We start from the raw sequence: 22,605 nt of genomic DNA on the forward strand, positions 1-22,605 counted from the left end.
GCAGATCCCCCGCAACACACCCGCCCGTTCATCCTCTACCGCACGCGCTCCACCCGCCGTTCGTCCCACACCGGCTCCGCCGTCTCCCGCACCACCCCGTCCGACCCGAACACCAGGTACCGGTCGAAGGACTTCGCGAACCACCGGTCGTGCGTGACGGCCATCACAGTCCCGTCGTACACCTCGAGCCCGTCCTGCAGCGCCTCCGCCGACTCCAGGTCCAGGTTGTCGGTCGGCTCGTCCAGCAGCAGCGCCGTGGTTCCCGCCAGCTCCAGCAGCAGGATCTGGAACCGTGCCTGCTGCCCGCCGGACAGCTTCTCGAAGGGCTGGTCGCCCTGCCGCTCCAGTTCGTACCGGCGCAGTACGGACATCGCCCCGCCCCGGTCCTTCGCGTGCTCCGTCCACAGGATCTCGACGAGCGTGTGCCCCATCAGCTCCGGATGGGCGTGCGTCTGCGCGAAATGCCCGGGCACGACCCGCGCGCCGAGCTTCCACTCCCCCGTGTGTGCGACCGGTTCCCCGGCCAGCAGCCGCAGGAAGTGCGACTTGCCCGAGCCGTTCGAGCCGAGGACGGCCACCCGTTCCCCGTAGTAGATCTCCAGGTCGAACGGCTTCATCAGCCCGGTCAGCTCCAGCCCCTTGCAGGTCACCGCCCGCACCCCGGTCCGGCCGCCGCGCAGCCGCATCTTGATGTCCTGCTCGCGCGGCGGCTCCGGCGGCGGTCCCGCGTCCTCGAACTTCTTGAAGCGGGTCTGCATCGCCCGGTAGCGCGACGCCATGTCGGGGCTGATCGCCGCCTGCTGCCGCAGCCGGTGGACCAACGCCTTCAGCCGGGCATGCTCCTCCTCCCAGCGCCGCAGCAGCTCCTCGAACCGGGCGAACCGGTCCTTCCTGGCCTGGTGGTACGTATCGAAGCCGGCGCCGTGCACCCACACATCGCTGCCCGCCGGGCTGGGCTCCACGCTCACGATCTTCTCGGCGGCCCGGGACAGCAGCTCCCGGTCGTGCGAGACGAAGAGCACCGTCTTCCGCGTCTCCTTGAGCTTCCCCTCCAGCCACCGCTTGCCGGGGACGTCGAGATAGTTGTCCGGCTCGTCGAGCAGCAGCACCTCGTCGGGCCCGCGCAGCAGCGCTTCGAGCACGAGCCGCTTCTGCTCGCCACCGCTGAGCGTGCGGACTTCGCGCCACTGCGCCTTCTCGTACGGGACACCGAGCGCGGCCATGGTGCACATGTCCCAGACGGTCTCGGCCTCGTACCCGCGGACCTCCGCCCAGTCGCTGAGGGCCTGTGCGTACGTCATCTGCGCGGCCTCGTCGTCGACGGTGAGGATCAGCTCCTCGGCCTTGTCGACGGCCTGCGCCGCCTCCCGGATACGTGGCTGGGCGACGGAGACGAGGAGGTCCCGGACCGTACGGTCGTCCCGCACCGAGCCCACGAACTGCGGCATCACCCCGAGTCCGCCGCTCACCGACACCGTGCCGCCGTGCGGCTGGATCTCCCCGGACAGCAGCCGCAGCAGCGTCGTCTTCCCGGCGCCGTTCGCCCCGACGAGGGCGACCACGGCCCCGTCCGCGACCCGGAACGAAGCATCGCCGAGCAGCACCCGCCCGTCCGGTAGGTAGTACTCGAGATGGCCTGCTTCAAGATGTCCCATGCACAGCATTGTCACGGGCCGCGAAGCCCTGGCCCAACCGGTTTACGCCTCCTCTAGGATTCGCCGCATGAGCTTTGGGCAAGGGGGGCCCTCCTGGGGGCCCGGAGGCAATCACACTCCGGACTGGGCAGCGCTGGCCGATGAATCCGCCGCGCGGAGCCGTCGCAAAAAATGGCTGATGATCGGCGGCGGCGCGCTCGCCACCGCCGCGATCGGGGCGATCGTCGCCACAGCGGTCATCTCGACCAACAACAACGGCGGCTCCACCGGCTCGGGCAAGAACGCGAGCCAGCTGCCGGGACCTGCCGATCTGCCGACCGACTCGGCGGAGCCCGAGCCGTCCTTCTCCACGGTGGCCCCTCCGCCCCCGCCGGACCCGAAGGACTACATATCCGATGTGAAGAAGGACAGGGCGCCGATCTCCATCGACTCGTTCTACCCCGGCAAGAAGCTGACGATGGGCGACCGCGTCTACGCCAAGGGCGCCACGCACCGCACGACGAACTGCGCCGCGACCACCCAGGGCGCGCTCGGCTCGATCCTCACGAACAACGGCTGCGACCAGGTCATCCGCGCCACGTACAGCAGGGCGGGGGTCGCCGTCACCGTCGGCGTCGCGGTCTTCGAGACGGAGGCGCAGGCCAAGAAGGCGGCGCAGCAGGCGTCCGGCGGTCTGGCGTCGCTGAGCGGCGCGGGCGTGCCGACGTTCTGTCGCGGCGGTTCCGTCTGCCGCCGCACCGCCAACTCGTACGGCCGCTACGCCTACTTCACCATCGGGGGCTTCACGAACGGCAAGAACGTCACCAAGGCCGACAAGAACGTCTTCGCGGTCGGCGACGACCTGACTAACTTCACGTTCCGTCAGATCCGCCACCGCGGCGAGGTCCAGGCCTCGGCGGCGGCGACCGCACCCACCAGCTGACCCGGCCCGGGGATCTCGTGCGTCTTCCGTTCCTCCTCGCCCTTCCCCGCGTGCTGCGCCACAGCGCGGCCATCGGCGCCGACCTGCCGCCGGACGAGGCCGTGGTCGTCGACGCCCAGGACCCCGCGCTCCGTGCCGCCCTGACCTCGGCCGCGGCAGGCGACCACAGCCCCGCCCGCGAACTCCTCGCGGCGACCCGTGTGCACGCCCAGTGGGAGCTGAGGGACGGATACGTATCGGGTCTCGCCGAGGCCGCCCTGCACAACCCGGGCTGGCTGGACGGCTGGCTGGCCGACTCCCCCGAGGACCCGGACGCGGCTCTGGTCAAGGCGGCCCACTGCATCGGCCAGGCCTGGGAGATACGTGCACCGGCCCGCGCCGGGCATGTCTCGCGCGACCGGTTCCAGGCCTTCTTCGCGCTCCTGCACGACGCCGTCCCGGTCATCGAGACAGCGGCCCGCCTCAACCCCGCCGACCCCGTTCCGTGGCGCATCGCCCTGACCCACGCGATGGGCAGCCAGGCGCGCCGCGATGTCTTCGACGGCTACTGGGCGCAGGCCCGCGCACGCGACCCGCACCACTACGGATGCCACTTCGCGGCGCTCCAGTACCTGTGCGCGGCATGGCACGGCTCGCACCAGGAGATGTTCGACTTCGCCGAGAGCGCGGCCGACACGGCCCCGCCCGGCTCGAAGCTGCACGCACTGCCGCTGTTCGCCGCGCTGGAGTACGCGGTCCTGTCCCCCGGAACACCGGCCGTCCCCGACCCGTACGCGCCGCGCGTCTCAGCGGCCGTCGCCCGCGCTCTGGATCTCTCGGCCGCGTACGAACCGGGCAGCCACGAGGCGGCCGGATTCCGCAACCACCTGGCCCTGATGCTCCTGCGCGCGGAACGCTGGGACGAGGCCCTGGAAGCGTTCCGCAGTATCGGCATCCACGCCACCGCGTACCCGTGGGCGTACTTCGGCGACGACCCGCGCCAGGAGTTCCTGGACACGCGCTCGGGTGTCCGTATCCACGTGGCGACCAGAACCCCGTTCTTCGCCCGCCCTCCGCAGCCCCGCTCCGGCCCCGGCCCGGCTCCCGCCTGGACGGAGGATGCCCCCTGCGCGCTCGCGATAGCCGCGGCCCGCCCGGCGGAGGTGGCGCAGGCGGCCCTGATGTGCGGCGTCTCCCTGCGTACGGCAGCGGCATCGGACACGCACACATACATCGAAGCCGTCCCCGACCCCAAGCCCACCACACGCTCGATCCTGTCCACGGCGGACCGGCTGACCACAGCGGTCGACAACTTCACGACCGGCGAGAAGTGGCCGACTCTGGTCCTGCGCCGCACCCACGAACGCTGTGGCTTCACCCTGTTCCACAAGGGCCGCCCCCTGGCCGCGCACGAGTGGAACACCACCTCGCCCGCCCCGGACCACGCCACGGTCACCGCCACGGCCGCCGTCCTGTCCCGCTTCTTCGCCCTCGCGGACCCCCGCCCGCTGACCCAGATCCTCCGCTCCACGGGCAGCCCGCACCGGCACCAGTCCGACCTCCTGGCAGCGCTGTCCCTCCCCCCGCTGCCCCCGGATTTCGGCACCCGCCCGGAGGTCCTGGACGCCCTCCCCGGCGCCCGCGTCCTCACCCGCCGCAGCCTCCTCGCCGGCATGTGCGGCACGATGACGACCGAGGTCGGTGCCCACCCGCAGACCTCCGGCACCTGTGCACCCCGCCCGGCCCGCTGGTGGCTGCTCCGCGCCCTGGGCCTGCTGTTCTTCATATCGAGTGCGGTCCTCTCGTGGTGGAGCCCGGGCATCGGCCCGATCCTCTCGACGCTGCCGGCCCTCGCGGCGCTGGCGATGGCGGGACAGCCGGCGGGGGCGTGGCGGCAGCGGCGGGCGCAGGCGACACCCGCGGCCCTTCCGTCGAGAACACGGCTCTGAGCCAGGTCAGGCTCTCAGCAGCAACCGCCCCCCGGCAGCGTCCGCATGTTGCGTGCCTCCTTGTTGCGCGCGGCGAGCAACTCGTCGACCGGGTAAGCGACTTCCTCCAGCGTCAGCCCGTGCGGCCGCACCACGTGCACCCCTGGGTCCCGCACCCCCGCCGCCAGCACCTGGGCCGGCCACGGGTCGGGGCGGCGTCCGTCGCCCACGAACAGCATGGCGCCGACCAGCGCACGCACCATGTTGTGGCAGAAGGCATCGGCCTGCACGGTCCCCGTGATGACTCCGGACGCCTCGTCCCGTACCCAACTCAGCTTCTGCAACGTACGGATGGTCGTCGCACCCTCACGCTTCCTGCAGTACGCGGCGAAGTCGCGCTCCCCGAGCATCCTGGCCGCGGCCGCGTTCATCGCATCCACGTCCAACGGCCGGTCGTGCCAGAGCACATGACCACGGGTCAGAGGATCCGCGCCACCGGGCCGGTCCGAGATCCGGTAGGCGTACCGCCGCCACAGCGCCGAGAAACGCGCGTTGAACCCCGCCGGAGCCTCGGCCACCCGCCAGATCCGTACATCGGGGGCCATCCGGCCGGCCATCCGACGCAGCAGCAGCGCCCCGTGCTCGGCCCACACCCCGTCCGGCAGATCGACGTGCGCGACCTGACCGCGGGCGTGCACCCCGGCGTCGGTGCGCCCGGCGACCGTCAGGTCGTACGTCCGCTCGGACCGCGTCACGGTACGCAGCGCGTCCTCGATCTCCCCCTGCACCGTGCGCCGCGCCGTCTGCTTCGCCCAGCCGGAGAAGTCCTTGCCGTCGTAGGCCAGGTCCAGCCGCACCCGTACGAAACCGGGCTCTACTTCGTCACTCACCCAACGATCCTCTCAAGCCTGAACATACGGAACGGGCCCGCACCGCCCCGAAGGGTGATGCGGGCCCGTCCAGTGGTCTCAGAACGCTCAGGCGTCCTTGGACTCCGCGTCGGCCTCGGCCGGCTTGGCGTCCTCGACGACCTCGGCGGACTCGTCCTTCTTGAGGGAGTCCTCCTTGACCGCACGCTTCGTCGCGGCCTCGGCCTCACCGGTGGCCTGCTGCGCCACGGTCAGCGCCTCGACCAGCTCGATGACGGCCATCGGGGCGTTGTCGCCACGACGGTTGCCGATCTTGGTGATGCGCGTGTAACCACCGGGGCGGTTCTCGTAGCGCGGGGCGATCTCGGTGAAGAGCGTGTGCACGATGCTCTTGTCCGTGATCGTCTGCAGAACGAGGCGACGGTTGTGGATGTCGCCCTTCTTCGCCTTGGTGATCAGACGCTCGGCGACCGGACGCAGGCGGCGGGCCTTGGCCTCGGTCGTCGTGATGCGGCCGTGCTCGAACAGCGACTTCGCGAGGTTCGCGAGAAGCAGACGCTCGTGCGCGGCGCTGCCGCCCAGACGGGCACCCTTTGCGGGACGCGGCATGGTGTTTCTCCTTGTGTGCTGCACCGGCCGTATCAGGTACCGGTGTCAGTTCCCGTGAAGCGGCCGCCTCACGGAAGTCCATGGGCCATCCGGACACCATCCCGGCCGATGAGATCAGTCATCGGCCGAAATCGAGCCCGTCCGGCGATTGAGGACCAAGTCCTCACCCGGTCCGGGGCGCCCCGGAAACCCGGGCGCCCCGGCCGGAGGCGTACTAGTACTGCTCGGTCTCGACGAAGCCCGCGTCCGCGTCGTCGTCGGCGCCGAAGGCGTCGGCGGCAGCGGTCGGGTCGAATCCGGGCGGGCTGTCCTTGAGCGCCAGGCCCATACCGGCCAGCTTCGCCTTGACCTCGTCGATCGACTTCGCACCGAAGTTGCGGATGTCGAGCAGGTCGGCCTCGGAGCGCGCCACGAGCTCACCCACGGAGTGGATGCCCTCACGCTTGAGGCAGTTGTACGAGCGGACCGTGAGCTCCAGCTCCTCGATCGGCAGCGCCAGATCGGCAGCGAGGGCGGCGTCCGTCGGCGACGGGCCCATGTCGATGCCCTCGGCGTCGATGTTGAGCTCGCGGGCCAGACCGAACAGCTCGACCAGGGTCTTACCGGCCGACGCCATGGCGTCACGGGGACGCATGGCCTGCTTGGTCTCGACGTCGACGATCAGCTTGTCGAAGTCGGTGCGCTGCTCGACACGGGTCGCCTCGACCTTGTACGTGACCTTGAGCACCGGCGAGTAGATGGAGTCGACCGGGATACGGCCGATCTCCTGGCCCGCCTGCTTGTTCTGGACGGCGGAGACGTAGCCGCGACCGCGCTCGACGGTCAGCTCCATCTCCAGCTTGCCCTTGCCGTTCAGCGTGGCGAGGACCAGGTCCGGGTTGTGGACCTCGACACCGGCCGGCGGGGCGATGTCAGCAGCGGTGACCAGGCCGGGACCCTGCTTGCGCAGGTACATCACGACCGGCTCGTCGTGCTCCGAGGAGACGACCAGCTGCTTGATGTTGAGGATGAGGTCGGTGACGTCCTCCTTGACGCCCGGCACGGTGGTGAACTCGTGCAGGACACCGTCGATCCGGATGCTGGTGACAGCAGCGCCGGGGATCGAGGAGAGGAGCGTGCGGCGGAGAGAGTTACCGAGGGTGTAGCCGAAGCCCGGCTCCAGCGGCTCGATCACGAACCGGGAGCGGAACTCGTCGACGACCTCTTCGGTCAGCGACGGACGCTGAGCGATAAGCATGCTGTGGTCCTTCAGTCGTGGGCGCCCACTATTTGACGCCCCCAGATACTGACAAGGGTACGGGCGGCACGACCCGAAAGAGCCGTACCGCCCGGACCCGCGAGCTCTCCTACTTGGAGTAGAGCTCGACGATCAGCTGCTCCTGCACCTGGGTGTCGATCACCTGGCGCTCGGGCAGGGAGTGCACGAGGATCCGCAGCGTCGACGGCACGGCTTCGAGCCATGCCGGGACGGTGCGCTCGCCGGCCTCGGCCTGGGCCACCTGGAAGGGGGTCAGGGCCTTGGACTTCTGGCGGACCTCGATGACGTCGTTCGCGGCGACGCGGGCCGACGGAATGTCGGTCTTCGTGCCGTTGACGGCGATGTGTCCGTGACGCACCAGCTGACGGGCGTGGTCGCGGGACTTGGCAAAGCCGGCCCGGTAGACCACGTTGTCGAGGCGGGTCTCAAGGATGCGCAGAAGGTTCTCACCGGTCTTGCCGGTCTTCTGGTTCGCTTCCTTGTAGTAGTTCACGAACTGCTTCTCAAGGACACCGTAGATCCGCGAGCACTTCTGCTTCTCACGAAGCTGAAGAAGGTACTCGCTGTCCTTGGTGCGCCCGCGTCCGTGCTCACCCGGGGGGTAAGGACGGATCTCGATCGGGCACTTCGCGCTCTCGCACTTGCTGCCCTTAAGGAACAGCTTCTGCTTCTCCCGACGGCAACGCTTGCAGTCGGCCCCGGTGTATCGCGCCATTTTCCAGTTGTCTCCGTTGCTTCAGTGCGTCAGACGCGACGGCGCTTGGGCGGCCGGCATCCGTTGTGCGGAGTGGGGGTGACGTCCTGGATCGAACCGACCTCGAGGCCAGTGGCCTGGAGGGAGCGGATCGCGGTCTCGCGGCCGGAGCCCGGACCCTTGACGAAAACGTCAACCTTGCGCATGCCGTGCTCCTGCGCGCGGCGGGCGGCCGACTCGGCGGCCATCTGCGCGGCGAAGGGGGTGGACTTGCGCGAGCCCTTGAAGCCGACGTGGCCGGCAGAGGCCCAGGAGATCACGTTGCCCGCGGGGTCCGTGATCGAGACGATCGTGTTGTTGAACGTGCTCTTGATGTGCGCGTGGCCGTGAGCAACGTTCTTCTTTTCCTTGCGACGCACCTTCTTGGCTGCGCCCTGACGTCCCTTGGGGGGCATGTCTTTACTCCAGATGGAGAGGGGAGGTGATCGGTCCTACAGCGAAGACCGCTGGATGCTGCAACGGCCCGGGGATCCGGACTGCCGCAGTGCGTCCGCTGAGGACTACTTCTTGCCCGGCTTCTTCTTACCGGCGATCGCGCGACGCGGGCCCTTGCGGGTACGGGCGTTCGTGCTGGTGCGCTGGCCGTGGACCGGCAGACCACGACGGTGGCGGATGCCCTGGTAGCAGCCGATCTCGATCTTGCGGCGGATGTCGCCCTGGATCTCGCGGCGAAGGTCACCCTCGGTGCGGAGGTTGGCGTCCACGTACTCGCGGATCTTGACCAGGTCCTCTTCGGCCAGGTCACGAACGCGGGTGTTCGGGTTCACGCCGGTGGTGGCGAGGATCTCCTTGGACCGGGTGCGCCCGATACCGAAGACGTAGGTGAGGGCAACCTCCACGCGCTTTTCGCGCGGGATGTCAACACCTGAAACGCGTGCCATTCAATGGCTCCAGTTGTTATTTCGGGGGTCTTCCGCAGTGCCACTCCCGGCCGCCGACCGCTCCATGGAAGGAGAGGTGGTACGTCCGGGTCCCCGGCCCCCGCCGGAGGTGTCGTCAGCCGAAGCTTGGACGGGCTCTGCGTATGTACGTATTACGTGCGTCGCGCGAAGTACTGCGAGATGCAGGGGGTCGTGCGTCAGCCCTGGCGCTGCTTGTGGCGCAGGTTGTCGCAGATGACCATGACCCGACCGTGACGGCGGATCACCTTGCACTTGTCGCAGATCTTCTTGACGCTCGGCTTGACCTTCATGGGATGTCAGGTTCTCCGGGTCAGTGCCACCACCCCGCCGAAGCAGGGCGTGGGCAAGATCTACTTGTATCGGTAGACGATCCGGCCACGCGTCAGGTCGTACGGAGAGAGCTCCACCACGACCCGGTCGTCCGGGAGGATTCGGATGTAGTGCATCCGCATCTTGCCGGAGATGTGCGCGAGGACCTTGTGACCGTTCTGGAGCTCCACCTTGAACATGGCGTTCGGGAGGGACTCGATCACGGTGCCCTCAATTTCGATGGCACCTTGCTTCTTGGCCACGCTTCGCCTTTCGAATCGGCTACCTTGATCGACCCTCCGCCCCGTATGTGGACACACGGATGCACGAGAGCCGACGAGTCAGTCTACGTCAGCGGACCCCAAAAGACGAATCCGTCAAGTTTGCCCATCGGAGTAGATCCTTAGACCTGCCCGGGGGGGCGTTCTCAGCCGGTGGGGCCCCTCAGCCCAGCGGGTCCGGCGCGGCCTGGATCCCGTACTCCGCCAGCTTCGCGCGTCCGCAGTCGGGGGCCGTCAGGACCAGGGGGCCCTGCTCGGTCAGGGCGATCGAGTGCTCCCAGTGGGAGGACCAGGTGCCGTCGGTCGTGATGACCGTCCAGTTGTCCTCGAGCACCTCGGTCTGCGGCGTACCGAGCGAGACCATCGGCTCGATGGCCAGGCAGACGCCGGGAACCAGCTTGATGCCCTTGCCGCGCTTTCGCGCGACGTAGTTCAGCAGGTGCGGGTCCATGTGCATCTCGGTGCCGATGCCGTGGCCGCCGTAGTCCTCGATGATCCCGTACTTGCCGGTGGCCGGACGCGGCTGTCGGCGGATGAAGGACTCGATCGCCTTCGAGATGTCGACGAGGCGGTGGTTCACCTTCATCGCGGCGATCCCGGCCCACATGGACTCCTCGGTCACCCGGGACAGCTCGATGAGCTCCGGAGCGTGACCGGTCCCGACGAACGCCGTGTACGCCGCGTCGCCGTGCCAGCCGTCCACGATCGCGCCGGCGTCGATGGAGATGATGTCGCCGTCCTTGAGGACGGTCTTCTCGTCCGGGATTCCGTGCACGACGACCTCGTTGACCGAGGTGCAGATGGTCGCGGGGAACCCGCCGTACCCGAGGAAGTTCGACTTCGCACCGTGATCGGCGATCACCTTGCGCGCGACCTGGTCCAGGTCATGGGTGGTGGCGCCGGGCACCGCCGCCTCGCGGGTGGCCGCGTGAATGGCAGCGACCACCAGCCCCGCCTCACGCATCTTCGCGATCTGCTCGGGGGTCTTGATCTGCACCATTGCGCGGCGCCTCTCTGCATCGAAGGGGATCGGGTGCGGCGTACTCCACGATACGGCGCAAACAGTCGGCCGCGGCGCCCAAGGACGCCGCGGCCGTCTGTACAGGTATTACGGGGTTTTCCTCAGTCCTCGCGGTCCTTCTTGAGGGCTTCCATCGACCGCTTGGTCACGTCCTCGACCTTGCCGAGCGCCGAGATCGTGACTACCAGGCCCTGGGCCCGGTAGTAGTCGATGATCGGCTCGGTCTGGGTGTGGTAGACCTCGAGCCGGGTCCGGACCGTTTCCTCGGTGTCGTCGTCGCGCTGGTACAGCTCGCCGTCGCAGGTGTCGCAGACGCCTTCGGTCTTCGGCGGGTTGTACGTCACGTGGAAGACGTGCGCGCTGTCGTTGCGGCAGATGCGCCGTCCCGCGATGCGCTTGACGACCTCGTCCTCGGGGACCTCCAGGTCGAGAACCGCGTCCAGCATCACGCCCTCGCTCTTGAGCATCTCGTCGAGCGCCTCGGCCTGGCCCACGTTGCGCGGGAAGCCGTCGAGCAGGAAGCCGTTCACGGCGTCCGGCTGGGACATGCGGTCCTTGGCCATCGCAATGGTGACCTCGTCCGGCACCAGCTGCCCCGCGTCCATGTAGGCGCGGGCCTGCTTGCCAAGGTCAGTGCCCTGGCTGATGTTGGCGCGGAAGAGATCGCCCGTGGAGATGTGCGGAATCGACAGGTTCTTGGCAAGGTACGCAGCCTGCGTTCCCTTGCCGGCACCGGGCGGTCCGACGAGGACGATTCGCATCAGCGGAGGAACCCTTCGTAATTGCGCTGCTGGAGCTGACTCTCAATCTGCTTCACGGTCTCCAGACCCACACCCACGATGATGAGGATGCTCGTCCCGCCGAACGGGAAGTTCTGGTTAGCGCCACCGAAGCCTGCCAACGCCATCGTCGGCACCAGAGCGATCAGACCCAGGTACAGCGAGCCCGGCCAAGTAATCCTGTTCAGCACGTAGCTCAGGTACTCGGCAGTAGGTCGACCAGCCCGGATACCCGGGATGAAGCCACCATACTTCTTCATGTTGTCGGCGACTTCCTCGGGGTTGAACGAAATCGCCACATAGAAGAAGGCGAAGAAGACGATCAACAGGAAGTACGCCGCGATGTAGTACGGGTGGTCACCCTTGACGAAGTGGTCCTTGATCCATGTGGCCCAGCCCGCAGTGGAGTTGGAGAACTGGACGACCAGGGCCGGAATGTAGAGCAGCGAAGAAGCGAAGATGACGGGAATCACACCCGCCTGATTCACCTTCAGCGGGATGTACGTGGACGTACCGCCGTACGACCTGCGGCCGATCATGCGCTTCGCGTACTGCACCGGGATACGGCGCTGGGCCTGCTCGACGAAGACCACGAGGCCCACCATGACGAAGCCGACCAGGATGACGGTGCCGAACTCGATCCAGCCGTCCGCCAGCTTGCCGCTCTGCTTGATGGCCCACAGGGCGCCGGGGAAGCTGGCGGCGATCGAGATGAACATCAGGATCGACATGCCGTTACCGATGCCGCGGTCGGTGATGAGCTCACCGAGCCACATGACGGCAGCGGTGCCCGCGGTCATGGTGATCACCATGACGATGGTCGTGAAGATCGAGTGGTTCGGCACGATCTGGTCGGCGACCGGGCAGCCGCTGAACAGCGCGCCGCTGGTGGCGGTGGCCACCAGGCCGGTGCCCTGGAGGATGGCGAGTGCGACGGTCAGATAACGCGTGTACTGCGTGATCTTGGCCTGGCCGGACTGCCCCTCCTTCTTGAGCGCCTCGAGTCGGGGAATGACCACGGTCAGCAGCTGAAGGATGATGCTGGCCGTGATGTACGGCATGATGCCGAGCGCGAAGATCGTGATCTGCAGCAGTGCACCACCGCTGAACATGTTCACCAGGCCGAAGAGGCTGTTATTGCCCTTACTTGCCTGGTCAACACAGGTCTGGACGTTCTCGTAGCTCACTCCCGGTACCGGGATGTGCGCCCCGAGCCGGTAGAGCACGATGATGCCGAGCGTGAAGAGCAGCTTCTTGCGCAGGTCGGGCGTCTTGAACGCCCGGGCGAACGCGGTGAGCACGGTGCCTCCTGCGACCCCCGCGCAGAGCGAGAGGTGACGGTCTTGAGGATCGACGAATACGAAAGAGTCAAAGATTCCCGGGCATGCGCCCAGGGGTTACCACAGCAACAGTGCACGCCACCTTACCGGCGACCATGCCCCCCTAGGAACGACCAACCGGGGATGCCCCAAATAAGAGGCATCCCCGGTCGGATGTTCAAGCCATCGAGTTGTCCGAGTTGTCTCAGACGAGCTCAGTGACGGTGCCGCCGGCGGCGGCGATCTTCTCCTTGGCGGAGCCGGAGACGGCGTCAACCGAAACCTGCAGCGCCACGGAGATCTCGCCCTGTCCGAGGACCTTGACGAGGTGGTTGTTGCGCACCGCACCCTTGGCGACCAGGTCGGCCACGGTGACCTCTCCACCCTCGGGGTAGAGCGTCGCGAGCTTGTCCAGGTTCACGACCTGGTACTCGGTGCGGAACGGGTTCTTGAAGCCCTTGAGCTTCGGGAGACGCATGTGGAGGGGCATCTGGCCACCCTCGAAGCGCTCCGGAACCTGGTAGCGGGCCTTCGTGCCCTTGGTACCACGACCAGCGGTCTTACCCTTGGACGCCTCACCACGACCCACACGGGTCTTGGCGGTCTTGGCGCCCGGGGCAGGCCGGAGGTCGTGGGCCTTCAGCGGCTTGTTCTCCGCCATGTCAGTCGACCTCCTCAACCGTCACAAGGTGGCGGACGGTGTGAGCCATGCCGCGGAACTCGGGACGGTCCTCCTTGACAACCACGTCGTGCAGGCGCTTGAGCCCGAGCGAACGAAGGGTGTCGCGGTGGTTCTGCTTGCTGCCGATGTACGACTTCGTCTGCGTGATCTTGAGGCGAGCCATTACGCACCCGCTCCCGCACGTGCACGAAGCAGAGCCGCGGGGGCGACGTCCTCGAGGGGCAGACCACGGCGAGCCGCGATCTCCTCGGGACGCTGCAGGCCCTTGAGGGCCGCCACGGTCGCATGCACGATGTTGATCGCGTTGGACGAGCCAAGCGACTTCGACAGGATGTCGTGAACGCCGGCGCACTCCAGAACGGCGCGCACCGGGCCACCGGCGATAACACCGGTACCGGGGGAAGCCGGCTTCAGCAGCACGACACCCGCGGCCCGCTCACCCGTGATCGGGTGAGGGATGGTGCCCTGGATACGCGGAACCTTGAAGAAGTTCTTCTTGGCTTCTTCCACGCCCTTGGCAATGGCCGCGGGAACTTCCTTGGCCTTGCCGTAACCGACACCGACGGTGCCGTCACCATCGCCCACCACGACCAGCGCGGTGAAGCTGAAGCGACGACCACCCTTCACAACCTTGGCGACGCGGTTGATCGCGACAACGCGCTCAACGTACGCGGTCTTCTCGGCGGCAGCTGCGCCGCCGTCACGGCCCTTCCGGTCCCGCCGCTCGCCGCCACCGGCACCGCTTCCGCGGCGCTGGGGTCCAGCCATTGGATTTACCTCTCTCTGTTACGTCCGCTGTGCGTAGGAACCGGGGCTTAGAACTTCAGCCCGGCTTCACGGGCGGCGTCAGCCAGAGCGGCAATCCGCCCGGCGTACTGGTTACCACCGCGGTCAAACACGACGGCCTCGACGCCTGCGGCCTTGGCACGCTCGGCGACCAGGGCCCCGACCTGCTTGGCCAGGGCGCTCTTGTCACCCTCGCCACCACGGATGGACACGTCCAGGGTCGACGCCGACGCGAGCGTGTGGCCCGCGATGTCGTCGATGACCTGAGCGACCATGTGGCGGTTGGAACGCGTCACGACCAAGCGCGGACGCTCCGGCGAACCGGAGATGTGCTTGCGGACACGAATGTGACGACGCTTGAGGGCTGCACGCTTGTACGCGTCGCCCTTGGCGATCTTTACACCGTATGCCATGGCTACTTACCCGCCTTTCCGACCTTGCGGCGGATGACCTCGCCGGCGTACTTGACGCCCTTGGCCTTGTACGGGTCAGGCTTCCGCAGCTTGCGGATCTTGGCCGCGGTCTCGCCGACCTTCTGCTTGTCGATGCCCTCGACGGAGAACTTCGTGGGGGACTCCACCTTGAAGGTGATGCCCTCCGGGGCCTCGATCAGGATCGGGTGGCTGTAGCCCAGGGCGAACTCCAGGTTGGAGCCCTTCGCCTGGACGCGGTAACCGACACCACTGATCTCGAGCGCCTTGATGTATCCCTGGGTCACACCGGTGATCATGTTCGCCACCAGCGTGCGGGACAGGCCGTGAAGGGCCTTGTTCTGACGCTCGTCGTTCGGGCGGACGACGTTCAGGACGCCGTCCTCACCCTTGGTGACCTCGATCGGCGATGCAACGGTGTGCGAGAGGGTTCCCTTGGGGCCCTTCACCGCGACCGTGCGGCCATCGATGGTGACGTCCACACCGGCGGGAACCTGGATGGGGAGCTTGCCGATTCGCGACATGAGCTATTCCTCCGTTCCCGACTACCAGACGTAGGCGAGGACTTCCCCACCTACGCCCTTCTTCTGAGCCTGCTGGCCGGTCAGGAGACCGTGGGACGTGGAGATGATCGCCACGCCCAGGCCGCCGAGGACCTTCGGCAGGTTGGTGGACTTTGCGTATACACGCAGACCCGGCTTCGAGATTCGCTTGATGCCGGCGATCGAGCGCTCGCGGTTCGGGCCGAACTTCAGCTCGAGGACGAGGTTCTTGCCGACCTCGGCGTCCTCGACCTTCCAGCCCGTGATGAAGCCCTCCTGCTGGAGGATCTCCGCGATGTGCGACTTGATCTTGCTGTGCGGCATCACGACGTCGTCGTGGTACGCCGAGTTCGCGTTACGCAGACGCGTGAGCATGTCTGCGATGGGATCAGTCATGGTCATGAATTGGCCTTCGGCCTCTCTCGCCGGGGTTTCCTGTATGCGCCATCCCTCTCCCCACTCAGTGGCGGGACGGGTGCGGTGCGGGGACCTACGGCGTAGTAAGTCGGTCTAGGGCGGCAGGCGCCCAACCCTTCAAGCCTACGGCATGAAGAGCCGGGCTCCTGCCGACCAGATACTTACCGAGAGCTTCCGGGTATTCCCAACGCCCAGTGGGCGAAGGAGATTTACCAGGAACTCTTGGTCACGCCCGGCAGCTCGCCACGGTGAGCCATCTCACGAAGGCACACGCGGCACAGGCCGAACTTGCGGTAGACGGAGTGGGGCCGGCCGCAGCGCTGGCAGCGGGTGTACCCGCGCACGCCGAACTTCGGCTTACGGGCGGCCTTAGCGATCAGAGCCTTCTTCGCCACGGTCAGTTCTCCTTGAACGGGAAGCCGAGGTGACGAAGGAGGGCACGACCCTCGTCGTCATTGGTCGCCGTGGTGACCACGGTGATGTCCATGCCCCGGACCCGGTCGATCTTGTCCTGGTCGATCTCGTGGAACATGACCTGCTCCGTGAGACCGAAGGTGTAGTTGCCACGGCCGTCGAACTGCTTCGGCGACAGGCCACGGAAGTCACGGATACGCGGCAGCGCGAGCGACAGCGTACGGTCCAGGAACTCCCACATCCGGTCACCACGGAGGGTGACGTGGCAGCCGATCGGCTGACCCTCGCGCAGCTTGAACTGCGCGATGGACTTGCGGGCCTTCGTGACGGCCGGCTTCTGGCCGGTGATCGTGGTGAGGTCGCGCACGGCGCCATCGATCAGCTTGGAGTCGCGGGCGGCGTCGCCCACACCCATGTTGACCACGATCTTGACCAGACCGGGAACCTGCATGACGTTCTCGTACGAGAACTCCTCACGCAGCTTGCCGGCGATTTCCTCGCGGTAGCGCGTCTTCAGACGCGGCGCAGTGGTGGCAGTCATCAGATGTCCTCACCGGTCCGCTTGGCAACGCGGATCTTCTTGCCCTCGTCGTCAAAGCGGTAGCCGACGCGGGTGACGACCTTCTTGCCGTCCTTCTCCACGATCAGCTGAACGTTGCTGACGTGAATCGGGGCCTCGGTGGTGACAATGCCACCGGTCTGCGAGCCGCGAGCCGTCTGACCGGCCTTCGTGTGCTTCTTGACCCGGTTGACACCCTCGACGAGGACACGGTTCTGCACGGGATAGGCCACGATGACCTTGCCCTGCTTGCCCTTGTCCTTACCGGTGATGACCTGAACCAGGTCGCCCTTCTTGATCTTCATGCTTACAGCACCTCCGGCGCGAGCGAGATGATCTTCATGAACTTCTTCTCGCGCAGCTCACGGCCCACCGGGCCGAAGATACGGGTGCCGCGGGGGTCGCCGTCGTTCTTCAGAATGACGGCTGCGTTCTCGTCGAAGCGGATGTACGAGCCATCCTGACGACGACGCTCCTTGACGGTGCGAACGATGACGGCCTTGACGACGTCACCCTTCTTCACGTTGCCACCGGGGATCGCGTCCTTGACGGTGGCGACGATGACGTCACCGATGCCCGCGTAGCGGCGACCCGAACCACCGAGAACACGGATGGTGAGGATTTCCTTCGCACCCGTGTTGTCGGCGACGCGAAGTCGCGACTCCTGCTGGATCACGTCTATCTCCTGATCGTCTGCCGGTTCCCGGCGGGGTTCGAACCCTGAACGGGTCGAACCCCACCGAGCCTGGCGGAACTTGCCTGAGGGGAATGCCCCTCAGGAATTACTTGGCCTTCTCGAGGATCTCGACGACGCGCCAGCGCTTCGTCGCAGACAGCGGCCGGGTCTCCATGAGGAGGACACGGTCGCCGACGCCCGCAGCGTTCTGCTCGTCGTGAGCCTTCAGCTTGTTCGTACGGCGGATGACCTTGCCGTACAGGGCGTGCTTCACGCGGTCCTCGACAGCGACGACGACAGTCTTGTCCATCTTGTCGCTGACGACGAGACCCTCACGGGTCTTGCGGAAACCGCGGTCGGTGTTCGTCTCAGTCACAGTCTTCTCGCTCATCAGGCGCTCTCCACCGTCTCGATGCCCAGCTCGCGCTCGCGCATCAGGGTGTAGATCCGGGCGATGTCCTTACGGACGGACTTGAGCCGACCGTGGTTCTCGAGCTGCCCGGTCGCCGCCTGGAAGCGGAGGTTGAACAGCTCTTCCTTGGCCTCGCGGAGCTTGTTGAGGAGCTCCTCGTTGCCCAGCTCGCGCAGCTCGGACGCCTTGGTACCGGCCGACATCACGACTCACCTGCCTCGCGCCGAACGATCCGGCACTTCATCGGAAGCTTGTGAGCAGCGCGGGTGAGCGCCTCACGAGCAATCTTCTCGTTCGGGTAGGACAGCTCGAACATCACCCGACCGGGCTTGACGTTCGCGATCCACCACTCGGGAGAACCCTTACCGGAACCCATGCGGGTCTCGGCAGGCTTCTTCGTCAGGGGGCGGTCCGGGTAGATGTTGATCCAGACCTTGCCGCCACGCTTGATGTGGCGGGTCATCGCGATACGAGCTGCCTCGATCTGGCGGTTCGTCACGTACGCCGGGGTCAGCGCCTGGATGCCGTACTCGCCGAACGCAACCTGCGTGCCACCCTTGGACATACCGCTGCGCTTCGGGTGGTGCTGCTTGCGGTGCTTGACCCTACGGGGGATCAGCATTTCGGTCAGGCCTCCGTTCCGGTGCTCTCAGCCGGAGCAGCGGCGGCGGGAGCCTCGGCCTTGGGGGCCTCGGCTGCCGGCGCGGACTGCTGCGGCTTGCGACCGCGACCGCCACGCTCGCCACCGCGGCCACCGCGGCCGGCCGGGCGGTCAGCGCCGCCACGGGCCGGGCGGTTGCCAGCGCGGGCAGCAGCGTTCTCGGCGCGGACCTCGGCGATGTTCTTGACGTCGCCCTTGTAGATCCAGACCTTCACACCGATGCGGCCGAAGGTCGTCTTGGCCTCGAAGAAGCCGTAGTCGACGTTCGCACGGAGCGTGTGCAGGGGCACACGGCCCTCGCGGTAGAACTCCGAGCGGGACATCTCGGCGCCGCCGAGGCGGCCACCGCACTGGATCTTGATGCCCTTGGCGCCGGCCTTCATCGAGCTCTGCATGCTCTTGCGCATCGCACGACGGAAGGAGACGCGGGAGGAGAGCTGCTCGGCGACGGCCTGGGCCACCAGCTGAGCGTCCACCTCGGGGTTCTTGACCTCGAGGATGTTCAGCTGGACCTGCTTGCCGGTCAGCTTCTCCAGCTCGCCACGGATGCGGTCGGCCTCGGCGCCACGGCGACCGATGACGATGCCCGGGCGGGCGGTGTGGATGTCAACGCGGACGCGGTCGCGGGTGCGCTCGATCTCAACCTTCGAGATGCCGGCCCGCTCCATGCCCTTCGTCATCATGCGACGAATGGCGACGTCTTCCTTGACGTAGTCCTTGTACAGCTTGTCGGCGTACCAACGGGACTTGAAGTCCGTGGTAATGCCGAGCCGGAACCCGTGCGGGTTTACCTTCTGGCCCATTACCGGGTTCCTTCCTTGCTGCTGACGACCACGGTGATGTGGCTGGTCCGCTTACGGATCCGGTAGGCACGGCCCTGAGCACGCGGACGGAACCGCTTCAGGGTCGGGCCCTCGTCCACGTACGCCTCGCTGATGACCAGCGAAGAGGCGTCGGTGTGGTCGTAGTTGTGTGCAGCGTTGGCAATGGCGCTGTCCAGCACCTTGCCAACCGGCACGCTCGCGGCCTGCGGGGCGAAACGCAGGACCGCCTGAGCCTCCGTGGCATCCATGCCACGGATGAGGTCCACCACGCGGCGGGCCTTCATGGGCGTGACGCGGATGTACCGCGCCTGGGCCCTGGCTTCCATGGTTGTCCCTTCGGTGTAAGTCATAGTCAGTCACCCCGCGTTAGCGGCGCTTCGACTTCCGGTCGTCCTTGACGTGGCCGCGGAAGGTGCGAGTCGGCGAGAACTCGCCGAGCTTGTGGCCGACCATCGACTCGGTGACGAACACCGGGACGTGGATCTTGCCGTTGTGCACCGCGATGGTGTGACCCAGCATGGCCGGGACGATCATCGAGCGACGGGACCAGGTCTTGATGACGTTCTTGGTGCCTGCCTCGTTCTGTACGTCCACCTTCTTGATGAGGTGGCCGTCGACGAAGGGCCCCTTCTTGAGACTGCGCGGCATCTAAACCCGCTCCTAGCGCTTCTTGTTCGTCTTGCGGCGGCGGACGATGTACTTGCTCGATGCCTTCTTCGGCGAGCGAGTACGACCCTCCTTCTGACCCCACGGCGAGACCGGGTGGCGACCACCGGAGGTCTTGCCCTCACCACCACCGTGCGGGTGGTCAACCGGGTTCATCGCGACACCGCGGACGGTCGGGCGAACGCCCTTCCAGCGCATGCGGCCGGCCTTGCCCCAGTTGATGTTCGACTGCTCGGCGTTGCCGACCTCGCCGATCGTGGCGCGGCAGCGGGCGTCGACCAGGCGGATCTCACCCGACGGCATACGAAGGTGGGCCATGGTGCCCTCCTTCGCCAGCAGCTGCACGGAGGCACCCGCGGAACGGGCGAACTTCGCGCCGCCGCCGGGCCGCAGCTCGATGGCGTGGATGGTCGTACCGACCGGGATGTTGCGCAGCGCCAGGTTGTTACCGGGCTTGATGTCGGCCGTCGGGCCGTTCTCGACCCGGTCGCCCTGCGTCAGTCCACGCGGCGCGATGATGTAGCGCTTCTCGCCGTCCGCGTAGTGCAGGAGCGCGATGCGCGCGGTGCGGTTCGGGTCGTACTCGATGTGCGCGACCTTGGCCGGCACGCCGTCCTTGTCGTGACGACGGAAGTCGATCACTCGGTAGGCGCGCTTGTGGCCACCGCCCTGGTGGCGAACGGTCACACGACCGGCGTTGTTACGGCCGCCCTTGCTGTGCAGGGGGCGGACCAGCGACTTCTCCGGCGTGGACCGCGTGATCTCGACAAAGTCGGCGACGCTGGAGCCACGACGGCCCGGGGTCGTCGGCTTGTACTTGCGGATACCCATTTCTCAGTCCTCGTCCGATTTCGGACGATCCAGACCGCCCTTAGGCGGTCGGACCGCCGAAGATGTCGATACGGTCGCCCTCGGCGAGGGTCACGATGGCGCGCTTCGTGTCGGCGCGCTTGCCGAAACCGGTCTTGGTGCGCTTGCGCTTACCCTGCCGGTTGATCGTGTTGACCCCGGTGACCTTGACCGAGAAGACCGCTTCCACGGCCTGCTTGATCTGGGTCTTGTTGGAGCCGGGCGCGACGATGAACGTGTACTTGTTCTCGTCGAGCAGCGCGTAGCTCTTCTCGGAAACGACCGGCTTGACGAGAACGTCGCGCGGGTCCGTGAAGGTCTTGCTGGTTACGGTCGCCTCGCTCATCAGGCGTCGCTCCCTTCGGTCTCATCGGCCTTGGGGCCAGACACGAAGGACTCGAGGGCGGCCTGAGTGAAGACCACGTCGTCGGAGACGATCACGTCGTACGTGTTGAGCTGGCCCGGCTCCAGGATGTGCACCTGGGGCAGGTTGCGGGCGGACAGCCACGCGGCCTCGTCGGCGCGCTCGACGACCAGGAGCAGGTTCTTGCGCTCCGAGATCTTGCCGAACAGCGTCTTGGCGGCCTTCGTGGAGACTGCACCGTCGACCACGCCGGTGACGACGTGGATACGGGAGTGGCGTGCCCGGTCGGAGAGGGCACCGCGCAGGGCGGCGGCCTTCATCTTCTTCGGGGTGCGCTGCGAGTAGTCACGCGGCTGCGGACCGTGGACGACGCCACCGCCGACGAACTGCGGTGCGCGGGTCGAACCCTGGCGGGCGCGGCCGGTGCCCTTCTGGCGGTACGGCTTGCGGCCACCACCACGGACTTCGCCGCGACGCTTGGTCTTGTGCGTGCCCTGGCGGGCAGCAGCCAGCTGAGCGACAACGACCTGGTGGATCAGCGGAACGCTGGTCTTCGCGTCGAAGATCTCCGCGGGGAGTTCGACGGTACCGGCCTTGTCGCCTGCCGGCGAAAGGATGTCAATGGTGCTCATTACCTCAAGCCCCCTTGGCCGCGGTACGGACCAGGACGAGGCCGCCGTTCGGACCGGGGACTGCGCCCTTGATGAGGAGCAGACCCTTCTCCGCGTCAACCGCGTGGATGGTCAGGTTCTGGGTGGTGACACGCTCGTTGCCCATGCGACCCGCCATGCGCATGCCCTTGAAGACACGGCCGGGGGTGGCACAGCCACCGATGGAGCCGGGCATACGGTGCACACGGTGGGCACCGTGGGACGCCTTGCCACCCTTGAAGTTGTGACGCTTCATCACACCGGCGAAGCCCTTGCCCTTGCTCTTGCCCGTGACGTCAACCTTGACGCCGGACTCGAACACTGCGGCAGTGACCTCCTGGCCCAGCGTGTACTCGCTGGCGTCAGGGGTGCGGAGCTCCACCAGGTGGCGGCGCGGGGTCACGTCGGCCTTGGCGAAGTGGCCCTTGAGGGGCTTGTTCACCTTGCGCGGGTCGATCTCGCCGAAGGCGATCTGGACCGACTCGTAGCCGTCGCTGTCGTTGGTGCGGACCTGGGTGACGACGCAGGGCCCGGCCTTGACGACGGTCACCGGGACGACCCGGTTGTTCTCGTCCCAGACCTGGGTCATGCCGAGCTTCTCGCCCAGGACGCCCTTAATGTTCTTAGCCATCTCGCGCGTCACCTCAGAGCTTGATCTCGATGTCGACGCCGGCCGGCAGGTCGAGACGCATCAGCGAGTCAACCGTCTTCGGCGTGGGGTCGAGGATGTCGATGAGGCGCTTGTGCGTGCGCATCTCGAAGTGCTCGCGCGAGTCCTTGTACTTGTGCGGCGACTTGATGACGCAGTACACGTTCTTCTCAGTGGGCAGCGGCACCGGGCCCGCGACCGACGCACCAGTGCGGGTCACCGTCTCGACGATCTTCTTCGCCGAGGAGTCGATGACCTCGTGGTCGTAGGCCTTGAGCCGGATGCGGATCTTCTGTCCCGCCATGGCTACTAGTAGTCCTGTCTCTCGTAACGCTCTGGAACCCGGGGGTTCTGGTAACTCCTCCTCCGACCCACGCGGTCGGGCGTGTCGCATCCCCTCTACGCAGATCTCCCGAAGGATTTCCCAACCAAGGGGGT

General features: G+C 66.9%; 35 protein-coding genes. 2 read left to right on the top strand and 33 right to left on the bottom strand.

The genetic code is table 11. The features are described from left to right. Positions 1-35: 35 nt before the first annotated feature. Positions 36-1,664, bottom strand: coding sequence for an ABC-F family ATP-binding cassette domain-containing protein (locus tag OG972_RS17270; RefSeq protein ID WP_266990540.1), 1,629 nt, complete (start codon positions 1,662-1,664; stop codon positions 36-38). A 58-nt stretch (positions 1,665-1,722) separates the two neighbouring features. On the opposite strand from OG972_RS17270, the gene OG972_RS17275 reads away from it, so the two are divergent. Both OG972_RS17275 and OG972_RS17280 read left to right on the top strand, forming a co-directional pair. Next, positions 1,723-2,577 carry a hypothetical protein gene (locus OG972_RS17275; protein WP_266982577.1) on the top strand — a complete coding sequence of 285 codons (855 nt, stop codon included), beginning with the start codon at positions 1,723-1,725 and terminating at the stop codon, positions 2,575-2,577. A 17-nt stretch (positions 2,578-2,594) separates the two neighbouring features. Next, positions 2,595-4,505 carry a hypothetical protein gene (locus OG972_RS17280; RefSeq protein WP_266982579.1) on the top strand — a complete coding sequence of 637 codons (1,911 nt, stop codon included), beginning with the start codon at positions 2,595-2,597 and terminating at the stop codon, positions 4,503-4,505. A 14-nt stretch (positions 4,506-4,519) separates the two neighbouring features. On the opposite strand, the gene truA is transcribed toward OG972_RS17280, so the two are convergent. The 32 genes from truA to rpsJ all read right to left on the bottom strand — a co-directional run bounded on the left by truA (position 4,520) and on the right by rpsJ (position 22,471). Continuing rightward, complete coding sequence (truA, locus tag OG972_RS17285) at positions 4,520-5,374, bottom strand: tRNA pseudouridine(38-40) synthase TruA (protein ID WP_266982581.1); 855 nt, start codon at positions 5,372-5,374, stop codon at positions 4,520-4,522. 87 nt (positions 5,375-5,461) lie between these two features. Continuing rightward, positions 5,462-5,962 (bottom strand): 50S ribosomal protein L17, encoded by a 501-nt coding sequence (gene rplQ / locus OG972_RS17290; RefSeq protein WP_266982582.1) that lies wholly within the window; start codon positions 5,960-5,962, stop codon positions 5,462-5,464. 214 nt (positions 5,963-6,176) lie between these two features. Next, the gene (locus OG972_RS17295; RefSeq protein ID WP_024755423.1) at positions 6,177-7,199 is read right to left on the bottom strand and encodes a DNA-directed RNA polymerase subunit alpha; all 1,023 of its coding nucleotides are present in this window, start codon (positions 7,197-7,199) and stop codon (positions 6,177-6,179) included. Between the two features lie 109 nt (positions 7,200-7,308). Then, the gene (gene rpsD, locus OG972_RS17300) at positions 7,309-7,935 is read right to left on the bottom strand and encodes a 30S ribosomal protein S4 (protein ID WP_266982584.1); all 627 of its coding nucleotides are present in this window, start codon (positions 7,933-7,935) and stop codon (positions 7,309-7,311) included. 29 nt (positions 7,936-7,964) lie between these two features. Further along, positions 7,965-8,369 carry a 30S ribosomal protein S11 gene (gene rpsK / locus OG972_RS17305; protein WP_006376016.1) on the bottom strand — a complete coding sequence of 135 codons (405 nt, stop codon included), beginning with the start codon at positions 8,367-8,369 and terminating at the stop codon, positions 7,965-7,967. A gap of 105 nt (positions 8,370-8,474) precedes the next feature. Continuing rightward, positions 8,475-8,855: a 30S ribosomal protein S13 gene (gene rpsM / locus OG972_RS17310; RefSeq protein ID WP_014047799.1), complete on the bottom strand. Its 381-nt coding sequence runs from the start codon at positions 8,853-8,855 to the stop codon at positions 8,475-8,477. A 197-nt stretch (positions 8,856-9,052) separates the two neighbouring features. After that, positions 9,053-9,166, bottom strand: coding sequence for a 50S ribosomal protein L36 (rpmJ, locus tag OG972_RS17315; RefSeq protein WP_003956441.1), 114 nt, complete (start codon positions 9,164-9,166; stop codon positions 9,053-9,055). 60 nt (positions 9,167-9,226) lie between these two features. Next, entirely contained in the window at positions 9,227-9,448 is a 222-nt protein-coding gene (infA, locus tag OG972_RS17320) for a translation initiation factor IF-1 (protein WP_003956442.1), read from the bottom strand. 181 nt (positions 9,449-9,629) lie between these two features. Continuing rightward, positions 9,630-10,466 carry a type I methionyl aminopeptidase gene (map, locus tag OG972_RS17325; RefSeq protein WP_266982586.1) on the bottom strand — a complete coding sequence of 279 codons (837 nt, stop codon included), beginning with the start codon at positions 10,464-10,466 and terminating at the stop codon, positions 9,630-9,632. A 122-nt stretch (positions 10,467-10,588) separates the two neighbouring features. After that, positions 10,589-11,248, bottom strand: a complete 660-nt coding sequence (locus OG972_RS17330) for an adenylate kinase (protein ID WP_266982588.1) — start codon at positions 11,246-11,248, stop codon at positions 10,589-10,591. Then, on the bottom strand, positions 11,248-12,567 hold the full coding sequence (secY, locus tag OG972_RS17335) for a preprotein translocase subunit SecY (protein ID WP_037688019.1): 1,320 nt from the start codon (positions 12,565-12,567) through the stop codon (positions 11,248-11,250). Before secY ends, OG972_RS17330 begins: the two co-directional genes overlap by 1 nt. Positions 12,568-12,790: 223 nt before the next feature. Further along, on the bottom strand, positions 12,791-13,246 hold the full coding sequence (rplO, locus tag OG972_RS17340) for a 50S ribosomal protein L15 (protein WP_018550610.1): 456 nt from the start codon (positions 13,244-13,246) through the stop codon (positions 12,791-12,793). 1 nt (position 13,247) lies between these two features. Continuing rightward, positions 13,248-13,430, bottom strand: coding sequence for a 50S ribosomal protein L30 (gene rpmD, locus OG972_RS17345; RefSeq protein ID WP_266982592.1), 183 nt, complete (start codon positions 13,428-13,430; stop codon positions 13,248-13,250). After that, positions 13,430-14,035 carry a 30S ribosomal protein S5 gene (gene rpsE, locus OG972_RS17350; protein ID WP_030977962.1) on the bottom strand — a complete coding sequence of 202 codons (606 nt, stop codon included), beginning with the start codon at positions 14,033-14,035 and terminating at the stop codon, positions 13,430-13,432. Before rpsE ends, rpmD begins: the two co-directional genes overlap by 1 nt. Before the next feature lie 47 nt (positions 14,036-14,082). Beyond that, a complete protein-coding gene (gene rplR / locus OG972_RS17355) occupies positions 14,083-14,466 on the bottom strand; it encodes a 50S ribosomal protein L18 (RefSeq protein ID WP_266982593.1) in 384 nt (127 codons plus the stop codon). Between the two features lie 2 nt (positions 14,467-14,468). Then, positions 14,469-15,008: a 50S ribosomal protein L6 gene (gene rplF / locus OG972_RS17360; RefSeq protein WP_266982594.1), complete on the bottom strand. Its 540-nt coding sequence runs from the start codon at positions 15,006-15,008 to the stop codon at positions 14,469-14,471. Positions 15,009-15,029: 21 nt separating this feature from the next. Further along, positions 15,030-15,428 carry a 30S ribosomal protein S8 gene (gene rpsH / locus OG972_RS17365; RefSeq protein WP_030977958.1) on the bottom strand — a complete coding sequence of 133 codons (399 nt, stop codon included), beginning with the start codon at positions 15,426-15,428 and terminating at the stop codon, positions 15,030-15,032. A 224-nt stretch (positions 15,429-15,652) separates the two neighbouring features. Continuing rightward, a complete protein-coding gene (locus tag OG972_RS17370) occupies positions 15,653-15,838 on the bottom strand; it encodes a type Z 30S ribosomal protein S14 (RefSeq protein WP_003948630.1) in 186 nt (61 codons plus the stop codon). A gap of 2 nt (positions 15,839-15,840) precedes the next feature. Then, positions 15,841-16,398, bottom strand: coding sequence for a 50S ribosomal protein L5 (gene rplE, locus OG972_RS17375; RefSeq protein ID WP_006126888.1), 558 nt, complete (start codon positions 16,396-16,398; stop codon positions 15,841-15,843). After that, entirely contained in the window at positions 16,398-16,721 is a 324-nt protein-coding gene (gene rplX, locus OG972_RS17380) for a 50S ribosomal protein L24 (RefSeq protein ID WP_266982596.1), read from the bottom strand. The genes rplE and rplX overlap by 1 nt, the downstream gene beginning before the upstream one ends. 2 nt (positions 16,722-16,723) lie before the next feature. Further along, on the bottom strand, positions 16,724-17,092 hold the full coding sequence (rplN, locus tag OG972_RS17385; RefSeq protein ID WP_003966950.1) for a 50S ribosomal protein L14: 369 nt from the start codon (positions 17,090-17,092) through the stop codon (positions 16,724-16,726). A 106-nt stretch (positions 17,093-17,198) separates the two neighbouring features. Continuing rightward, positions 17,199-17,483, bottom strand: a complete 285-nt coding sequence (gene rpsQ / locus OG972_RS17390) for a 30S ribosomal protein S17 (protein WP_030977953.1) — start codon at positions 17,481-17,483, stop codon at positions 17,199-17,201. Next, positions 17,483-17,707 (bottom strand): 50S ribosomal protein L29, encoded by a 225-nt coding sequence (rpmC, locus tag OG972_RS17395; RefSeq protein ID WP_015035581.1) that lies wholly within the window; start codon positions 17,705-17,707, stop codon positions 17,483-17,485. The genes rpsQ and rpmC overlap by 1 nt, the downstream gene beginning before the upstream one ends. After that, the gene (gene rplP / locus OG972_RS17400) at positions 17,707-18,126 is read right to left on the bottom strand and encodes a 50S ribosomal protein L16 (RefSeq protein WP_014047785.1); all 420 of its coding nucleotides are present in this window, start codon (positions 18,124-18,126) and stop codon (positions 17,707-17,709) included. The genes rpmC and rplP overlap by 1 nt, the downstream gene beginning before the upstream one ends. A 5-nt stretch (positions 18,127-18,131) precedes the next feature. Beyond that, positions 18,132-18,968 (bottom strand): 30S ribosomal protein S3, encoded by an 837-nt coding sequence (gene rpsC / locus OG972_RS17405; protein ID WP_030914139.1) that lies wholly within the window; start codon positions 18,966-18,968, stop codon positions 18,132-18,134. Next, a complete protein-coding gene (gene rplV, locus OG972_RS17410; protein WP_004571827.1) occupies positions 18,968-19,315 on the bottom strand; it encodes a 50S ribosomal protein L22 in 348 nt (115 codons plus the stop codon). The genes rpsC and rplV overlap by 1 nt, the downstream gene beginning before the upstream one ends. Positions 19,316-19,355: 40 nt before the next feature. After that, positions 19,356-19,637, bottom strand: coding sequence for a 30S ribosomal protein S19 (gene rpsS / locus OG972_RS17415; protein ID WP_003966956.1), 282 nt, complete (start codon positions 19,635-19,637; stop codon positions 19,356-19,358). A gap of 12 nt (positions 19,638-19,649) precedes the next feature. Continuing rightward, positions 19,650-20,486, bottom strand: a complete 837-nt coding sequence (gene rplB, locus OG972_RS17420) for a 50S ribosomal protein L2 (RefSeq protein WP_266982598.1) — start codon at positions 20,484-20,486, stop codon at positions 19,650-19,652. 40 nt (positions 20,487-20,526) lie between these two features. After that, positions 20,527-20,850 (bottom strand): 50S ribosomal protein L23, encoded by a 324-nt coding sequence (gene rplW, locus OG972_RS17425; RefSeq protein ID WP_030914135.1) that lies wholly within the window; start codon positions 20,848-20,850, stop codon positions 20,527-20,529. After that, on the bottom strand, positions 20,850-21,500 hold the full coding sequence (gene rplD, locus OG972_RS17430; protein WP_266982601.1) for a 50S ribosomal protein L4: 651 nt from the start codon (positions 21,498-21,500) through the stop codon (positions 20,850-20,852). Before rplD ends, rplW begins: the two co-directional genes overlap by 1 nt. 4 nt (positions 21,501-21,504) lie before the next feature. Continuing rightward, a complete protein-coding gene (gene rplC / locus OG972_RS17435; protein WP_030914132.1) occupies positions 21,505-22,149 on the bottom strand; it encodes a 50S ribosomal protein L3 in 645 nt (214 codons plus the stop codon). A 13-nt stretch (positions 22,150-22,162) separates the two neighbouring features. Next, positions 22,163-22,471: a 30S ribosomal protein S10 gene (gene rpsJ, locus OG972_RS17440; RefSeq protein WP_003948644.1), complete on the bottom strand. Its 309-nt coding sequence runs from the start codon at positions 22,469-22,471 to the stop codon at positions 22,163-22,165. Positions 22,472-22,605: the final 134 nt, after the last annotated feature.

The organism is Streptomyces sp. NBC_01669, assembly GCF_026339735.1.
In the GTDB taxonomy this organism is placed as follows: Bacteria; Actinomycetota; Actinomycetes; order Streptomycetales; family Streptomycetaceae; genus Streptomyces; species Streptomyces yanii.

Coding starts and splice junctions, on each gene's coding strand:
- rplX (WP_266982596.1), bottom strand. CDS start 16,721: ATGAAGATCAAGAAGGGCGACCTGGTTCAGGTCATCACCGGTAAGGAC.
- OG972_RS17330 (WP_266982588.1), bottom strand. CDS start 11,248: ATGCGAATCGTCCTCGTCGGACCGCCCGGTGCCGGCAAGGGAACGCAG.
- rplQ (WP_266982582.1), bottom strand. CDS start 5,962: ATGCCGCGTCCCGCAAAGGGTGCCCGTCTGGGCGGCAGCGCCGCGCAC.
- rplC (WP_030914132.1), bottom strand. CDS start 22,149: ATGGCTAAGAACATTAAGGGCGTCCTGGGCGAGAAGCTCGGCATGACC.
- map (WP_266982586.1), bottom strand. CDS start 10,466: ATGGTGCAGATCAAGACCCCCGAGCAGATCGCGAAGATGCGTGAGGCG.
- rpmD (WP_266982592.1), bottom strand. CDS start 13,430: ATGGCTCGCCTCAAGATCACGCAGACGAAGTCGTACATCGGCAGCAAG.
- rpsK (WP_006376016.1), bottom strand. CDS start 8,369: ATGCCCCCCAAGGGACGTCAGGGCGCAGCCAAGAAGGTGCGTCGCAAG.
- OG972_RS17275 (WP_266982577.1), top strand. CDS start 1,723: ATGAGCTTTGGGCAAGGGGGGCCCTCCTGGGGGCCCGGAGGCAATCAC.
- rplV (WP_004571827.1), bottom strand. CDS start 19,315: ATGGAAGCCAGGGCCCAGGCGCGGTACATCCGCGTCACGCCCATGAAG.
- rplB (WP_266982598.1), bottom strand. CDS start 20,486: ATGGGTATCCGCAAGTACAAGCCGACGACCCCGGGCCGTCGTGGCTCC.
- rplO (WP_018550610.1), bottom strand. CDS start 13,246: ATGGCGGAGAACAAGCCGCTGAAGGCCCACGACCTCCGGCCTGCCCCG.
- rpsE (WP_030977962.1), bottom strand. CDS start 14,035: ATGGCTGGACCCCAGCGCCGCGGAAGCGGTGCCGGTGGCGGCGAGCGG.
- rpsQ (WP_030977953.1), bottom strand. CDS start 17,483: ATGAGCGAGAAGACTGTGACTGAGACGAACACCGACCGCGGTTTCCGC.
- rplR (WP_266982593.1), bottom strand. CDS start 14,466: ATGGCATACGGTGTAAAGATCGCCAAGGGCGACGCGTACAAGCGTGCA.
- rpmC (WP_015035581.1), bottom strand. CDS start 17,707: ATGTCGGCCGGTACCAAGGCGTCCGAGCTGCGCGAGCTGGGCAACGAG.
- rpsJ (WP_003948644.1), bottom strand. CDS start 22,471: ATGGCGGGACAGAAGATCCGCATCCGGCTCAAGGCCTACGACCACGAG.
- rpsS (WP_003966956.1), bottom strand. CDS start 19,637: ATGCCGCGCAGTCTCAAGAAGGGGCCCTTCGTCGACGGCCACCTCATC.
- rplP (WP_014047785.1), bottom strand. CDS start 18,126: ATGCTGATCCCCCGTAGGGTCAAGCACCGCAAGCAGCACCACCCGAAG.
- rpsM (WP_014047799.1), bottom strand. CDS start 8,855: ATGGCACGCGTTTCAGGTGTTGACATCCCGCGCGAAAAGCGCGTGGAG.
- OG972_RS17295 (WP_024755423.1), bottom strand. CDS start 7,199: ATGCTTATCGCTCAGCGTCCGTCGCTGACCGAAGAGGTCGTCGACGAG.
- rpmJ (WP_003956441.1), bottom strand. CDS start 9,166: ATGAAGGTCAAGCCGAGCGTCAAGAAGATCTGCGACAAGTGCAAGGTG.
- rplD (WP_266982601.1), bottom strand. CDS start 21,500: ATGAGCACCATTGACATCCTTTCGCCGGCAGGCGACAAGGCCGGTACC.
- rpsH (WP_030977958.1), bottom strand. CDS start 15,428: ATGACCATGACTGATCCCATCGCAGACATGCTCACGCGTCTGCGTAAC.
- rpsD (WP_266982584.1), bottom strand. CDS start 7,935: ATGGCGCGATACACCGGGGCCGACTGCAAGCGTTGCCGTCGGGAGAAG.
- OG972_RS17270 (WP_266990540.1), bottom strand. CDS start 1,664: ATGCTGTGCATGGGACATCTTGAAGCAGGCCATCTCGAGTACTACCTA.
- rplW (WP_030914135.1), bottom strand. CDS start 20,850: ATGAGCGAGGCGACCGTAACCAGCAAGACCTTCACGGACCCGCGCGAC.
- rplF (WP_266982594.1), bottom strand. CDS start 15,008: ATGTCGCGAATCGGCAAGCTCCCCATCCAGGTTCCCGCCGGTGTGGAC.
- rpsC (WP_030914139.1), bottom strand. CDS start 18,968: ATGGGCCAGAAGGTAAACCCGCACGGGTTCCGGCTCGGCATTACCACG.
- rplE (WP_006126888.1), bottom strand. CDS start 16,398: ATGACTGCCACCACTGCGCCGCGTCTGAAGACGCGCTACCGCGAGGAA.